The organism is Bilifractor porci (assembly GCF_009696005.1).
Taxonomy (GTDB): domain Bacteria; phylum Bacillota; class Clostridia; order Lachnospirales; family Lachnospiraceae; genus Bilifractor; species Bilifractor porci.
Genome location: NZ_VUMV01000011.1, coordinates 38,972 through 51,973, shown reverse-complemented (window position 1 = coordinate 51,973; position 13,002 = coordinate 38,972). Strand labels below are relative to the sequence as shown.

Sequence of the window (13,002 nt, the reverse complement as noted above, 5' to 3'; positions counted from 1 at the left end):
ACGACACAACATATACAACATTTTTTTTCAATGCTTGACAAGTTTTAAGCACAAAAAAAGTCGCATTTCTGCGGCTTGGAAGGCATTTGGTGTTACGTATTATTCAGTTACAACTGTTGAAAACCCGTTTTTTGGATTTTTGGAAAATCCGGTTGAAATCCGGGGAAAATAATCTTAAAATAGATACATGTTTCATATATTTTGTGCGGAGATTTCAGAGAAAAGCACAATAATGTAAGCGGAGGCTTATGTTATTGTGCTTTTCTTTCATTTCTATGACGCTGAAAGAATTGCCGGAAGGGAAGCACAGATAGAATTACTCTAAGGAAAAGGTTATAATATTCTTCTAAATTAATTTAAAGTATATGGGTATCTGGAGCGGATGCCCAGAGAAAGGATGGAAAAATGAAAGCAGCAGTAAGGTTTTACTCAAGATCCGGCAATACAAAGCTGGTGGCAGATGCCATTGCCGGAGCGCTGGGAATATCCGCGGTTTCCGTGGACGCGCCGGAGGCAGAACTGAAGGAAAAGGCAGATGTCCTTTTTGTGGGCGGGGCGCTGTACGCTTATGGGCTGGACAGGCACCTGAAGGACTATCTGGCAAATCTTTCTGCCGGACAGGTCGGAAAAGCTGTGATCTTTTCTACCTCATGGATCTCAAAGCACAGTATTGACCTGATCCGGAAAGCACTGGAGGCAAAGGGGATTCCTGTGGAGAAGGAAACCTTTTATGTGAAGAACAAGGCCGGACAGGAGCAGCTGGAAGCAGCCGCGGCGTTTGCGAAGAAGATTGCGGGGTGATTATTATGAATCTGATAACAAAGATACTGGCTGTGCTGGTCGCGGCGGAATTTTTCTTTATTTTTTATCTGGAGACAGTGGCAACCGCTTCCGAGAGGACGTCTAAGGTCTTTGGAATGGACGTGGAAGAGCTGAAGCGAAGCTCTGTCAACACGCTGTTCAAAAATCAGGGGGTTTATAACGGGCTCCTTGCCGTTCTGATTTTACTGGCTGTTTTTGCCTTTGCCAGCAAGGCGGCGGTTATCTGCCTGATGGTTTACATTGTGGCTGTAGCGCTTTACGGGAGCTTTACCAGCAATCCGAAAATCATTCTGATGCAGGGAGGCCTGGCCATACTGACGCTTATTTCCTGCATTTTTTAGAGGACGGGAAGAAATCATGAAATCGATCTTAATTCAGGATACAACAAGAGAAGAGAGGGAAGAGATTGTCCGCCGTTCGCTGGACTGCGGGGCAGGCGGTTGTGAAAATTGCTCCGCGTGCGGACTGGGCGGGGGCGAACCCTGGGGAATGTATCAGGCCTATATTGACGGAGAAAAGGAAATTGCGGAAATCAACCGGGAATACCGGGCAAGAATGGTGAGCGGCTGATGGAAAATCAATTTTAGCCGGAGAACGGCGAAGGAGGCAGCAGACAGGTTATGGCAGTAAAAAAATATGTGATGGCGCTGGACGCGGGAACGACAAGCAACCGCTGTATACTTTTTGACCGTGACGGGAACATTGTCAGCTCCGCGCAGAAGGAATTCAGGCAGTATTATCCTAATCCGGGCTGGGTAGAGCACGACGCAGATGAAATCTGGGCCAGCCAGATCGGTGTCGCCATAGAAGCGTTCAGTAAGATCGGCGCTTCTGCGGAGGAAATTGCCGCCATCGGCATCACGAATCAGAGGGAGACCACTGTTATCTGGGACAGAAAAACAGGGGAGCCGGTGTATCACGCCATTGTGTGGCAGTGCCGCCGCACCTCCGCCTTTGCGGATCAGCTTCTGGAGAAGGGATATGGAGAGGTTTTCCATAAAAAAACAGGGTTGCTGATTGATCCGTACTTCTCCGGAACAAAAATCCGCTGGATTCTGGACAACGTGCCCGGAGTCCGGGAGCGTGCTGAGAGGGGAGAACTGGCCTTCGGAACTATCGAAACCTGGCTGATTTGGAAACTGACTAAGGGTCGGGTACATGTGACTGACTACTCCAATGCCTCACGGACCATGCTGTTTAACATCAACACTCTGGAATGGGACGAGGAGCTTCTTAAAATCCTGAATATACCGGCCAGCCTTCTGCCAAAGCCTGTCCCGTCCAGTGGTATTGTGGGAATGACAGATCCGTCTTTTTTCGGGGGAGAGATCCCTATCGCGGGAGCGGCGGGCGATCAGCAGAGCGCACTGTTCGGGCAGATCTGCTTCGATCCGGGAGATGTCAAGAACACTTACGGAACCGGAGGATTCCTTCTGGTTAATACCGGGGAGGAGCCGGTGTATTCCGACAAGGGACTACTGACGACCATCGCATGGGGACTGGACGGAAAAGTTACCTATGCGCTGGAAGGTTCGGTGTTTGTCGCCGGTGCGGCGATCCAATGGCTGCGGGATGAACTCCGTCTGATTGATTCGGCGGAGGATTCCGAGTACATGGCAAAAAAGGTAAAGGACACGAACGGCTGCTATGTTGTGCCGGCGTTTACCGGCCTGGGGGCGCCTTACTGGAATAAATACGCGAGGGGGATTATTGTGGGCATCACCCGCGGCGTGAATAAGTATCACATTATCCGGGCTACACTGGAATCCATTGCCTATGAGGTCAACGATGTCCTGGAAACCATGAAGCAGGAGACCGGCCAGGGCGTCAATAAGCTGATGGTGGACGGCGGGGCCAGCCGGAACGACTTCCTGATGCAGACACAGTCGGATATCAGCGGCCTGTGCGTCATCCGACCCACCTGCGTGGAGACGACGGCAAAGGGCGCCTCTTATCTTGCCGGTCTGGCAGTCGGCTTCTGGGACAGCACCGGAGAACTGAAGAGCAAAAACGGTGTAGATGCCATGTTTAATCCCGGCATCACAGAGGAAAACCGAAACAGCCGGATTCGCGGCTGGAAAAAGGCAGTCCGGTACTCCTTCGACTGGGCCAGGGATGAATAAATCAAAAAAGGGGAGAGAAGCACGGATGACTTGCTTTTCTCTCCTTTTTAGTGATGAAGGAATTAATCGATGTAAGGCTTAAGGTTACAGTGTTGTTACTCTTTAATAAAGCGTAATAAGAAATCAGGTGCCCCGATAATCGTGAACCCATTGTTGTCAAGACATTCCCTGATAGGTTTATTGATCACAATGATTTTACGAATCTGATCCTTAAGCATGAAATACGGTCTTACCTCACGCATCCTGGTTTTGGCATTTGACATATCGGCTGAAACTTGAATATAATATTGCCGGATTCCCTTTCGTGCAAAAAAATCAACCTCATTGGTTTTTCTTACAGATTTTCCGTTTTGATTCTTTTCTACTGTATCGAATGTTCCGACGTTTACAGTAAATCCCTGATAAATCATTTCATTATAAATAATATTTTCCAGCATCTGCCCTTCATCTGGGAATGCAAAATTTAAACGCGCATTCCTGAGCCCAGGATCAGTAAAATAATACTTCCTTAATGCGCCGATTTCAGCACGTCCTTTTAAATCATAGCGTCTGGCCGCCCGGATGAGAAAAGCATCTTCAAAATACCCAATGTATTTTTCTACTGTCAGGGGATCGATTTTTTCATGCCTAACACTGCGAAACGTATTAGAGATTTTTTCAGCATTTAATAACTCTCCTGTTGCCGTGCTTATGATATTGCATAACTCATCCAGGGAGCTGCTCTTTCGCAACTTATTTCTCTCAATGATGTCTCTAAAATATGTTGTGTCAAATAACCCTTTCAGATATTCTTTTTTATCGTTCTCATTTTTCAACACCGCCTGCGGCATACCGCCAAATTGCATGTATTCATAAAGAGCTTCTGTTTCATTGCCGCCTTTATATGTATAAAATTCATCAAAGGAAAGCGGTGCCAGATGAATATTCACTGCTTTATCTCTAAATTCTGTAATAATATCAGATGACAACATTTTTGAGTTTGATCCGGTGACATACAGATCAATATTTTTTTCGCGGGCAAGTCCAAGTATGACGTCGACGAATGTGACAACCTGTGTATCGCCTTTTTTCGCCGGTATATGCCTTCCTTCTGTCAGATTTGGGTTCACAATGGAATAAACCATTTGAATTTCATCCAGAAAAACGTAGCAACGTGCTATATTCTTGCTATATGTCCGCACATATTCGCCCAAATACAGAGGATCACGATACCTGAAATTTCTGTCATCATCCAGTTCCAGCAAAAGGATTTGTTGTTCTGTTACACCTTGTTCCAAGAGATAAGCTTTATATATTTCTTTTAGCAAATAGGATTTCCCACATCGTCTGATTCCGGTAATGACCTTTGGGAATCCGTTGTCCTTATTGGAAATTAGCTTGTTTAAGTATTTATCCCGTTTCATTATATATTCTTCTTTTTTGTAGTATTCTACAGCTTTCATGATTATTATAATGTGTGAACCTTATAAAAGCAATGCCTATAATCTGTTTTTGCGTAGATTTCTATATTTTTTATGATTAGGATGTTAATCGGGAATCCTACTCTTGCCGCGACAACCGTCAACGGGCAAACTACTTTTTATGAAACTTTTTGCGCCGGATCTGCATCTAATAAATGAATGGACATTCAAAGGAATCACGCGTGAGATTGATACATATGGTGACGGTTTATTTGCGTGGAACCGTTTGGCTTTCGGAACATGACGTTTTGCGGCAGGAACGAATAGAAAAAAGGAGCTTCATATTGGAACATCTTGTGAAAAGAGCGATGAAAGGAGATACAGATGCGTTTTTGGAACTGATGACGCAGAATACACAGATTCTGTACAAGACAGCATGGTCTGTTCTCCGGAATAACGAGGACGCTGCGGACGCTGTATCGGAAACGATTCTGACATGCTTTGAGAAAATAAACACGCTGAGAAAACCGGGTGCCTTCCGCACCTGGATGATCCGAATCCTGTTGAATCATTGCTATAACATTCTGAGGGACCAGGCGCATTTTGACAGGAGCGGCGAGGTGCCGGATTTTCCCGGTTCAATGTGGGAAGCGGAGCCGGATTCCTTTCAGGAGCTGCTTCAGGATGTGGAAGAAAAATACAGCACGATTCTTACCTTATACTATGCGGATGAGCTTACTGTCTGTGAGATTGCAGAACTGACAGGACTGAACCAGAATACGGTCAAAACCCGTCTGAAAAGAGGACGGGAAATGGTTAGGAGGAGTTTAATCCATGAAGAATGATAAGATTACATACGGGTTGTTTGAAGATGAGAGCGCCGACCCGGAAGTCCGGGCGGCCATGCAGAAGGATGTGAAGATTCCCGAAGAACTCCTGGAGAAAAGGGAAGAGGCTTTCCGGAAAATCCGGGACGGGCAGAAGAGGCATCACCGGCCGGGATATTCTCTTTATGCACGGATTGCCGGCCTTGCGGCCTGCGCCTGCGCGGCAGTGATCGCGTTTTCAGGAGCGAGCTATGCGGTGGGAGCGGACAATCTGTTCAGCAGATCCTTTGCCCGGATTGTTGAGGCAACAGGAGGGAACAAAGACTACAATCAGAGAAAAATAGAGACCATTGCGGAGAACGCAGAAGAAATAACAGCCGGAAGCAGTTCGGAGACCTCCGGGATCGTCTCTTCTTCTGAATCTGGGAAGATTCCTGCAGACGCACAGACGGCAAACAGACAAACATCTGCGGACGCCAAAAATATTAGCCTTCAGGCAAAGGAGTATTACTGCGACGGTAAGATTCTGGCGGTTACCATGGAGATTGAGGACAAGGATGGTGTCCTGTCGGGTTACGATTACGTTCATGCTGCTATGGGAGAAGACAGCAGCAGAAATCCATCTCTTACGATCAACGGTCAGGAACTGGGCGTCCCCGGAGATTTCTATTTCCAGAAGGATGCGGACGGAAACTTTGTTACGCTGAAGGAAATCAATCTTCGTTACCATGAGGTATGGGACGGCTGTTCCTTCCCGGACGGCAGCAGTCTGGACGTCAGTATATCCATTCCTGAGCTGGAAGCCGGAATGGCGGGCCCTTTGGAAGAGGGAAACGAATTGCAGAGCCGGAAAATCCTGGGAGATTGGGCGGTCTCGTTTTCGGGAACCTGCAGAGCCGACGGAAATCATGTTATTGCAGAAAATCAGGCCAGCGGAGACGTGATGCTGAACACAGTTACCAGAACACCAGCCAGCGTGTGGGTGGATCTGACGGTTCCGCAGAACTGCGGCGGGATAGATTTGGAGAATTGCGGTTATGCCGTAAATCTTGTTCTGGAAGATGGGACAATCGTCCAGCCGGAAGATGGAATGAGCCTGAATAAAAACGAGGAAGGGATATCTTCGCCGTTTGGAGAGCAGGCATGGCGGTTTGTCAATCCGTCTGGGGAACACTTCGCGGTTCTTGTGCGGGCAAAGGATGAGCAGCTGACAAAGCTGGCCGAGTATCATCTTTGAGTTTTCCACGCAAGTGTGAAAGCAGTCATAAATAATCTTATCTGCCGGGGCAGCCTGTTTTTAAGCCGCCCCGACTTGATTATCCGGTCAATGCACCTGCATGTCTGCCAGCGCTGTTCTGCTCGCCCCGGGTTCAGCCGCCCAGCTCGATCATCCGGTCGATGCACCGGCGGGCGTCGCGGATTGTCTGAGCGGAGAGATGGATTTCTTCTCCTCCGATGCCGCGGACAGCCAGGAGAACATCGGGGAGTGTTGTCATTTTCATATTGTGGCAGACACATTCCCTGGAAAGCAGGTAGAACCGCTTTTCCGGACAGGCAAACTGAAGATGTGAAACGATGCTGCTTTCGGTTCCTATAATAAATTCTTTTGCGTCAGATTCTTCGGCATACCGCAGGATACCTGTTGTACTGCCCACGTAGTCCGCAAGACTGACGACTTCCTTCAGACATTCCGGGTGGACCAGGACAAGGGCTTCGGGATGCATGGCTTTGGCTGCCTGCACGTCGCGGGCAGTCATTCGCATGTGTGTCGGGCATCCGCCCTTGACCAGATGAAGCGTTTTTTCCGGGAGCTGATCGCTGATCCAGCCGCCCAGGTTGCAGTCCGGGACGAAGAGTATTTCTTTTTCCGGCATGCGGTGGATAATCTTTACCGAGGAGGAAGAGGTTACAACGACGTCACATACCGTTTTTAAGCTGGCAGTGGTGTTAATGTAAGCCACAAGTGGCAGACCCGGATATTTTTCCTTCAGTTCCAGAGCCTTTTCCCGGTCCATCTGCATGGCCATCGGGCAGCCGGCCGCCGGATTCGCCAGCAGCACCTTCTTTTCAGGAGAGAGGATTTTACAGGTTTCCGCCATAAAGCGGACGCCGCACATAAGAAGAGTGTCCGCGGGTGCGTCTGCAGCCTGTACACTCAGCCCGTAGGAATCCCCGACATAATCCGCCACATCCCAGATATCGTGGCTCTGATAGGCATGGGCAAGAATACAGATGTTCTTTTCCCGCTTCAGACGCATAATTTCATCCTGCATTTCTCTGGTGTTCATCGCAAACTCCCTTTCTTTTCTGCTCTTTTCGGCAAAGTATAGCACGAATCCTGTATCTGTCAAGACATATGTAAATATATTGTCTTGTCAGTATGAGAAACCCGTGATATACTCCTCGTCAGACTGATTCATTTTTTGGTTTAAGCAAGCCTTTTGTGTGGGGACAGCTAATTATGATCTGCAGGGGATTTTTCAGTTTGCTGTGTCCTGCCGTGGAGCTTATGCCATGGGCAGCGCTCTGCATGCAAGAGGTTGGCGGTTTCTGGTATGGTTGTGTATTGATACGTGCGGCGCTGGCCGTGAAAGGAAGCGGAAAATGATAAAAACGGATATACTGGTTGTCGGCAGCGGCTGTGCTGCCCTGTATTTCGCCCTCCAGATCCCAAAGGACAGGAAGGTACTTTTAATCACAAAGGCCGATTGTGAGAGCAGCGATTCTTTTCTTGCGCAGGGCGGCATCTGCATGCTGCGCGATGAGTCCGACTACCAGTCTTATTATGAGGACACTATGCGGGCCGGACACAATGAAAACGATCCGGTTTCCGTTGATATTATGATCCGGTCCTCGCAGGATGTGATCCGTGATCTGATTGCCTGCGGCGTGCGTTTTGCGAAGGATGAAAACGGGGCGCTGGCATTCACAAGAGAAGGCGCGCACAGCAGCAAGCGGATCTTATTCCACGAGGATATCACCGGAAAGGAGATCACCAGCCATCTTCTTGAGGCAGTGAGACGCCTTCCGAACGTAAAAATCATGGAATACACATCCATGCTGGATATCATAACCGATTCTGCTTCGGACGCAGGGACAGCAGGCAAAAGAAGCCGGGCGCTCCAAAGTGGTTTCTCCGGGGGAAGAAAGGTCTGCCGGGGAGCGGTTCTGCGCTTCCGGGACGGGAGCCTTGGGACGGTTCAGGCGGATTACACGGTGCTTGCCACCGGCGGGATCGGCGGCCTGTTCCGGCATTCGACGAATTTCCGGCAGCTGACCGGGGATGCCGTCGCGGTTGCCCTGAAACACGGTGTGGAGACAGAGCATGTCAATTACATCCAGGTGCATCCGACCACGTTCTATTCCGGACAAGAGGAAGACCGCAGTTTCCTTATTTCGGAATCTGTCCGCGGGGAGGGGGCAAAGCTGTACGGAAAAGATATGAAGCGGTTTACCAATGAACTTCTGCCGCGCGACCTGCTTACCATGGAAATCCTGAAACAGATGAAAAAAGACGGTACAAAATATGTCTGGGAAGACCTGCGGACCATTCCCCATGAAGAGCTTGTCCGTCACTTTCCGAATATTATCAGGCACTGCGCCGAAAACGGATATGATGTGACAAAAGAATGCATACCGGTGGTGCCGGCGCAGCATTATTTTATGGGCGGCGTAAAGGTGAATCACGAGTCCAGAACTTCTATGCCCCGTCTCTATGCGGTCGGGGAGTGTGCCTGCAACGGCGTGCACGGCAGAAACCGGCTGGCTTCCAATTCTCTCCTGGAGGCGCTGGTGTTCGCAAAACGCGCTGCCCGGGATATGCTTGACGGCTATCAGGAAGAACACAGCCCGATGCCGAAGACCGCTCTCTCGGGGTACAGGGATGCCGATGCGCTGGAAAAAGATTACGCGGCGATGATTCGGAATAAGATTGAGGCCGAGGGAGGACCATCTTCGACCAGGATTGCCTATCGTAGTAAATTTACAGAAGAAGGAGCCGCCCAGGCCGTCTGAGGAGGAAAGGAGACACTATGTTTGATCCTGTTACCATGAAACTGCAGGTCGATCCGCTTATCGAAAGCGCCCTGCGCGAAGATATCACAGAAGAGGACGTCAGCACCAACTGCGTGATGCCGGAGGCAAAAGCGGGAGAGGTGGAGCTGATTGCAAAAGAAAAGGGGATTATCTGCGGACTTCAGATTTTTGAGAGAGTTTTTACTCTTCTCGATCCGGAAACAGAGGTGCGTTTTGAGGTAAAGGACGGAGAGGAAGTGCACGAAGGCGAGCGGATGGCAGTGGTGCGCGGCGATATCCGCGTCCTTCTCTCCGGAGAGCGCACCGCGCTGAACTATCTTCAGCGTATGAGCGGAATTGCCACCTGTACACATCAGGCGGCGAAACTGCTGGAGGGAACAGATATCTGGCTCCTCGACACACGGAAGACCACGCCGAACAATCGTATTTTTGAGAAGTATGCGGTCCGTGTCGGAGGCGGTCACAATCACCGTTTTAATCTGTCAGACGGGGTACTTCTGAAGGACAATCATATCGGCGCTGCGGGAGGCGTCAGGCAGGCGGTGCAGATGGCACGTGACTATGCTCCGTTTGTGCGGAAGATAGAAATCGAGACGGAGACGCTGGACGAGGTCCGCGAAGCGGCAGATGCCGGAGCAGATATCATCATGCTGGACAACATGGACCATGCTGCCATGGCGGAGGCAATAAAGATTATCGGCGGAAGGGCAAAGGTTGAAGTTTCCGGAAATGTGACCTGTGAAAAGATTGCGGCTCTGACGGATCTTGGTGTAAACTATATCTCAAGCGGGGCGCTGACACATTCCGCGCCGATTCTGGACATTTCGATGAAGCATCTCCATGCGCTCTGAACAGGATAAGCATGGGAGGCCGTTCGTCTGTAAGGCAGGTGAAGAGTTGTTGACAGGAAAGGAACGCCGCGAGGCCATTCTGAATATGCTGAAAAAAAGCGACCGGCAGATTTCGGGCGGGGCGCTTGCCAGACAGTTCTCGGTCAGCAGGCAGGTGATCGTCCAGGACATTGCCCTTCTGAGAGCCGAGGGAAGTCCGATTCTTTCGGCTGCCCGTGGCTATGTTCTGTCGCAGAACGGACAGGCAGCGGTCAGCCGCGTGTTTAAGGTCAGACATACACCGGAGCAGGCATGTGAAGAGATGAACCTTATTGTGGACTGTGGAGGCAGGATCGAAGATGTATTTGTCTATCACAGGGTATACGGGATCATCCGGGCACCGATGCATATCCGCTCCCGTCTGGACGTAAAACACTATCAGACAGAAATTTCCGGAGGCAAGAGCTCCCCTCTTTCCAACATCACAGCAGGATATCACTATCATACGGTTACGGCGGACAGTGCGGAAACGCTGGACATTATTCAGCAGGAGCTTGCCGCACACGGATTTCTCGCACAGCTTCAGGACTATGAACCGGTAGATTTCTGGTCCGATCAGAAAGAGAAGGCAAAGAATGAGTGAATTTCGCAAAATGAGAAGATTTAAACAGGAATTATCCAGAGAAAGGTGCTTGGAAATCCTTCAGTCCGCGCCCAGAGGGGTGCTGGCGCTCCACGGGGAAAACGGATTTCCCTATGCCATCCCGTTAAACCAGTATTATGACCCGGAAGACGGGAAGCTCTATTTTCATGGCGCAAAAGAAGGACTGAAAGCAGACCTGCTGAAACAGAACAATAAAGCCTGCTTTACCGTGATGGATGAAGGTTTTGTAAAAGAAGGGGAATGGGCGCTGAATATATGCAGTGTGGTCTGCCTTGGCCGGATTGAAACCGTGACAGACCACGGTATAGTTTTGGAGCAGTGCAGGAAGCTTGCCGGAAAATTCTATCCGACAGAGGAAGCAATCGAAAAAGAAATAGCGAGAGACGGAAACCGGGTAAACCTTCTGGCAATGACCATAGAGCGGATGACCGGAAAGATCGTCAAGGAATCATAAATAAATTTAGCGCTTATCTGGCGCTTGGGAATCTCTTCAAAAGTCCTATGACATTTGCGAAAAATACTGCAAAAGTCATAGGACTTTTGCAACACATTCTGCAAAAAAGGCAGGACTTTGTATGGATGAGAAATAGAGGCAGAGGATTTCCTGCTTACGACACGTTAAATCTGTGTTTCTCTTTTTTCACACATCGGTTATAATAAGTCTGAATTGTATAAACAAAATATTGCATGTCTGCGAATTGATTTTTAACAGGACAGATCCGACAGCAGCGGATGCGTCTGCTGTCAGTCAGAGCAGGCAGCGGCAGTGTACAGCGACAAGAAGGGAGGGGTTGCTATGCTGAAGGATTTTGTCAAGGCCGTTCCGCCGGAGGAAGAGCAGCTGAAAGAGGAGCTGGCGGCCGCACAGGATAAGCTGGGCGTTTATCAGCTGAAGATTAAAGAGAAAAAACTTCCGGTCATGGTTATTTTTGAGGGCTGGGGCGCGGCAGGCAAAGGCGGTACGATCGGGCGGGTCATTAAGAATATCGATCCGCGGTTTTTCCGGGTCAAGACGACTGCGGAGCCTACGGCGGAAGAAAAAAGATATCCTTTCCTGTACCGGTATCTGCTGGATATTCCGGAAGCGGGAAAGTTCACCTTTTTCGACAGCTACTGGATGGAAGAGATTGTCTGCGGCAGAATGAACGGAACGCTGGACGAAGAGATGTACCGCCGCAGAATACGCAGCATTACGACAGCAGAGCGTTCCCTGACAGACAACGGATATCTGATTATGAAATTCTTTTTCCAGATTGGAAGAAAGGAGCAGAAAAAGCGGCTGGAAGCGCTTAAGGCCGACGAGAATACCAGCTGGCGCGTAGCGGAGAAGGATCTCCACGAAAATAAATATTATGATAAATATCTGGATGCGTATGACCGGTATCTGACAGATACCAACCGGTCTACATCGCCCTGGTATATCATTGACGCGAAGAACAGAAAATGGGCGGAGCTGCAGGTCCTGAGATTTCTGAACCAGGGAATCGAGACGGCCCTGAAAAATCAGGCGCTGGCGGTTCCCGTGCTTCAGAATACGTTTCCGCTGGTTCCCATGCCGAAGCTTGCGGATGTCACGCTGGATGACAAGACCATGGCGGAGGAAGCGTACAAAAAGGAACTGGACCGCCTGCAGGCGGAACTTCTGGAGCTGCACTACAGGCTCTACCGGAAGAAGATTCCTGTTATTATCGCTTACGAAGGCTGGGACGCGGCCGGAAAGGGAGGAAATATTAAAAGAATCGCGGGCGCCCTGGATCCGAGAGGGTATGAGGTGCATCCGATTGCCAGTCCGGAACCGCATGAAAAGGCACGCCATTTTCTTTGGCGTTTCTGGACAAGGCTTCCGAAAACAGGGCATATCGCAATTTTCGACCGGACCTGGTACGGCCGGGTGATGGTGGAACGCCTGGAAGGCTTCTGCAGTGAAAATGACTGGCAGAGAGCCTATAACGAGATCAATGAGTTTGAGCGGGAGCTGACCGAATGGGGCGCTGTCGTCATTAAGTTCTGGGTGCAGATTGATAAGCAGACGCAGCTGGAACGGTTCACCGAGAGGCAGAATACGCCGGAAAAACAGTGGAAGATCACGGACGAGGACTGGAGAAACCGGGAGAAGTGGGATCAGTATGAGACGGCGGTCAATGAGATGCTGCAGAAAACCAGCACAGCCTTTGCGCCCTGGCATATTCTGGAATCCAATGATAAGAAATATGCCAGGATCAAAGCGCTGAAGATTGTCACAGAGGAAATCCGCAGGGCCTGCCAGAAAAAATGACAAGAGCCTTATTGGACGGTTTTGCC

13 protein-coding genes are annotated in these 13,002 nt (G+C 49.7%); 11 read left to right on the top strand and 2 right to left on the bottom strand.

The window, feature by feature from the left end; all coding sequences use genetic code 11:
* The first annotated feature begins 405 nt into the window (after window positions 1-405).
* Genes FYJ60_RS11905 through glpK form a run of 4 tightly spaced genes read left to right on the top strand, consistent with a single transcriptional unit; the run spans window position 406 to window position 2,945 of the window.
* Window positions 406-801 (top strand): flavodoxin family protein, encoded by a 396-nt coding sequence (locus tag FYJ60_RS11905; RefSeq protein ID WP_154458896.1) that lies wholly within the window; start codon window positions 406-408, stop codon window positions 799-801.
* A gap of 5 nt (window positions 802-806) precedes the next feature.
* Entirely contained in the window at window positions 807-1,163 is a 357-nt protein-coding gene (locus FYJ60_RS11900; protein ID WP_154458895.1) for a DUF1304 domain-containing protein, read from the top strand.
* A gap of 16 nt (window positions 1,164-1,179) precedes the next feature.
* The gene (locus tag FYJ60_RS11895; RefSeq protein ID WP_154458894.1) at window positions 1,180-1,392 is read left to right on the top strand and encodes a hypothetical protein; all 213 of its coding nucleotides are present in this window, start codon (window positions 1,180-1,182) and stop codon (window positions 1,390-1,392) included.
* Between the two features lie 50 nt (window positions 1,393-1,442).
* The gene (gene glpK, locus FYJ60_RS11890) at window positions 1,443-2,945 is read left to right on the top strand and encodes a glycerol kinase GlpK (protein WP_154458893.1); all 1,503 of its coding nucleotides are present in this window, start codon (window positions 1,443-1,445) and stop codon (window positions 2,943-2,945) included.
* 95 nt (window positions 2,946-3,040) lie between these two features.
* Here glpK and FYJ60_RS11885 read toward each other — a convergent pair whose 3' ends face one another.
* Window positions 3,041-4,348: an ATP-binding protein gene (locus FYJ60_RS11885; protein ID WP_205839096.1), complete on the bottom strand. Its 1,308-nt coding sequence runs from the start codon at window positions 4,346-4,348 to the stop codon at window positions 3,041-3,043.
* A 341-nt stretch (window positions 4,349-4,689) separates the two neighbouring features.
* On the opposite strand from FYJ60_RS11885, the gene FYJ60_RS11880 reads away from it, so the two are divergent.
* Both FYJ60_RS11880 and FYJ60_RS11875 read left to right on the top strand, forming a co-directional pair.
* Window positions 4,690-5,190, top strand: a complete 501-nt coding sequence (locus FYJ60_RS11880) for a sigma-70 family RNA polymerase sigma factor (protein ID WP_205839095.1) — start codon at window positions 4,690-4,692, stop codon at window positions 5,188-5,190.
* Window positions 5,180-6,409 (top strand): hypothetical protein, encoded by a 1,230-nt coding sequence (locus tag FYJ60_RS11875; protein WP_154458890.1) that lies wholly within the window; start codon window positions 5,180-5,182, stop codon window positions 6,407-6,409. Before FYJ60_RS11880 ends, FYJ60_RS11875 begins: the two co-directional genes overlap by 11 nt.
* A gap of 133 nt (window positions 6,410-6,542) precedes the next feature.
* On the opposite strand, the gene nadA is transcribed toward FYJ60_RS11875, so the two are convergent.
* Entirely contained in the window at window positions 6,543-7,460 is a 918-nt protein-coding gene (nadA, locus tag FYJ60_RS11870; RefSeq protein WP_154458889.1) for a quinolinate synthase NadA, read from the bottom strand.
* 316 nt (window positions 7,461-7,776) lie between these two features.
* Here nadA and FYJ60_RS11865 point away from each other — a divergent pair, with 316 nt between their 5' ends.
* The 5 genes from FYJ60_RS11865 to FYJ60_RS11845 all read left to right on the top strand — a co-directional run bounded on the left by FYJ60_RS11865 (window position 7,777) and on the right by FYJ60_RS11845 (window position 12,976).
* Window positions 7,777-9,186: an FAD-binding protein gene (locus FYJ60_RS11865; protein WP_154458888.1), complete on the top strand. Its 1,410-nt coding sequence runs from the start codon at window positions 7,777-7,779 to the stop codon at window positions 9,184-9,186.
* A gap of 17 nt (window positions 9,187-9,203) precedes the next feature.
* Complete coding sequence (nadC, locus tag FYJ60_RS11860) at window positions 9,204-10,058, top strand: carboxylating nicotinate-nucleotide diphosphorylase (protein WP_154458887.1); 855 nt, start codon at window positions 9,204-9,206, stop codon at window positions 10,056-10,058.
* 49 nt (window positions 10,059-10,107) lie between these two features.
* A complete protein-coding gene (locus FYJ60_RS11855; protein ID WP_154458897.1) occupies window positions 10,108-10,680 on the top strand; it encodes a transcription repressor NadR in 573 nt (190 codons plus the stop codon).
* Window positions 10,673-11,155, top strand: coding sequence for a pyridoxamine 5'-phosphate oxidase family protein (locus FYJ60_RS11850; protein WP_154458886.1), 483 nt, complete (start codon window positions 10,673-10,675; stop codon window positions 11,153-11,155). The genes FYJ60_RS11855 and FYJ60_RS11850 overlap by 8 nt, the downstream gene beginning before the upstream one ends.
* 342 nt (window positions 11,156-11,497) lie before the next feature.
* Window positions 11,498-12,976, top strand: a complete 1,479-nt coding sequence (locus tag FYJ60_RS11845; protein WP_154458885.1) for a phosphate--AMP phosphotransferase — start codon at window positions 11,498-11,500, stop codon at window positions 12,974-12,976.
* Window positions 12,977-13,002: the final 26 nt, after the last annotated feature.

Coding starts and splice junctions, on each gene's coding strand:
- FYJ60_RS11850 (WP_154458886.1), top strand. CDS start 10,673: ATGAGTGAATTTCGCAAAATGAGAAGATTTAAACAGGAATTATCCAGA.
- glpK (WP_154458893.1), top strand. CDS start 1,443: ATGGCAGTAAAAAAATATGTGATGGCGCTGGACGCGGGAACGACAAGC.
- FYJ60_RS11865 (WP_154458888.1), top strand. CDS start 7,777: ATGATAAAAACGGATATACTGGTTGTCGGCAGCGGCTGTGCTGCCCTG.
- nadC (WP_154458887.1), top strand. CDS start 9,204: ATGTTTGATCCTGTTACCATGAAACTGCAGGTCGATCCGCTTATCGAA.
- FYJ60_RS11905 (WP_154458896.1), top strand. CDS start 406: ATGAAAGCAGCAGTAAGGTTTTACTCAAGATCCGGCAATACAAAGCTG.
- FYJ60_RS11875 (WP_154458890.1), top strand. CDS start 5,180: ATGAAGAATGATAAGATTACATACGGGTTGTTTGAAGATGAGAGCGCC.
- FYJ60_RS11885 (WP_205839096.1), bottom strand. CDS start 4,348: ATGAAACGGGATAAATACTTAAACAAGCTAATTTCCAATAAGGACAAC.
- FYJ60_RS11895 (WP_154458894.1), top strand. CDS start 1,180: ATGAAATCGATCTTAATTCAGGATACAACAAGAGAAGAGAGGGAAGAG.
- FYJ60_RS11845 (WP_154458885.1), top strand. CDS start 11,498: ATGCTGAAGGATTTTGTCAAGGCCGTTCCGCCGGAGGAAGAGCAGCTG.
- nadA (WP_154458889.1), bottom strand. CDS start 7,460: ATGAACACCAGAGAAATGCAGGATGAAATTATGCGTCTGAAGCGGGAA.
- FYJ60_RS11900 (WP_154458895.1), top strand. CDS start 807: ATGAATCTGATAACAAAGATACTGGCTGTGCTGGTCGCGGCGGAATTT.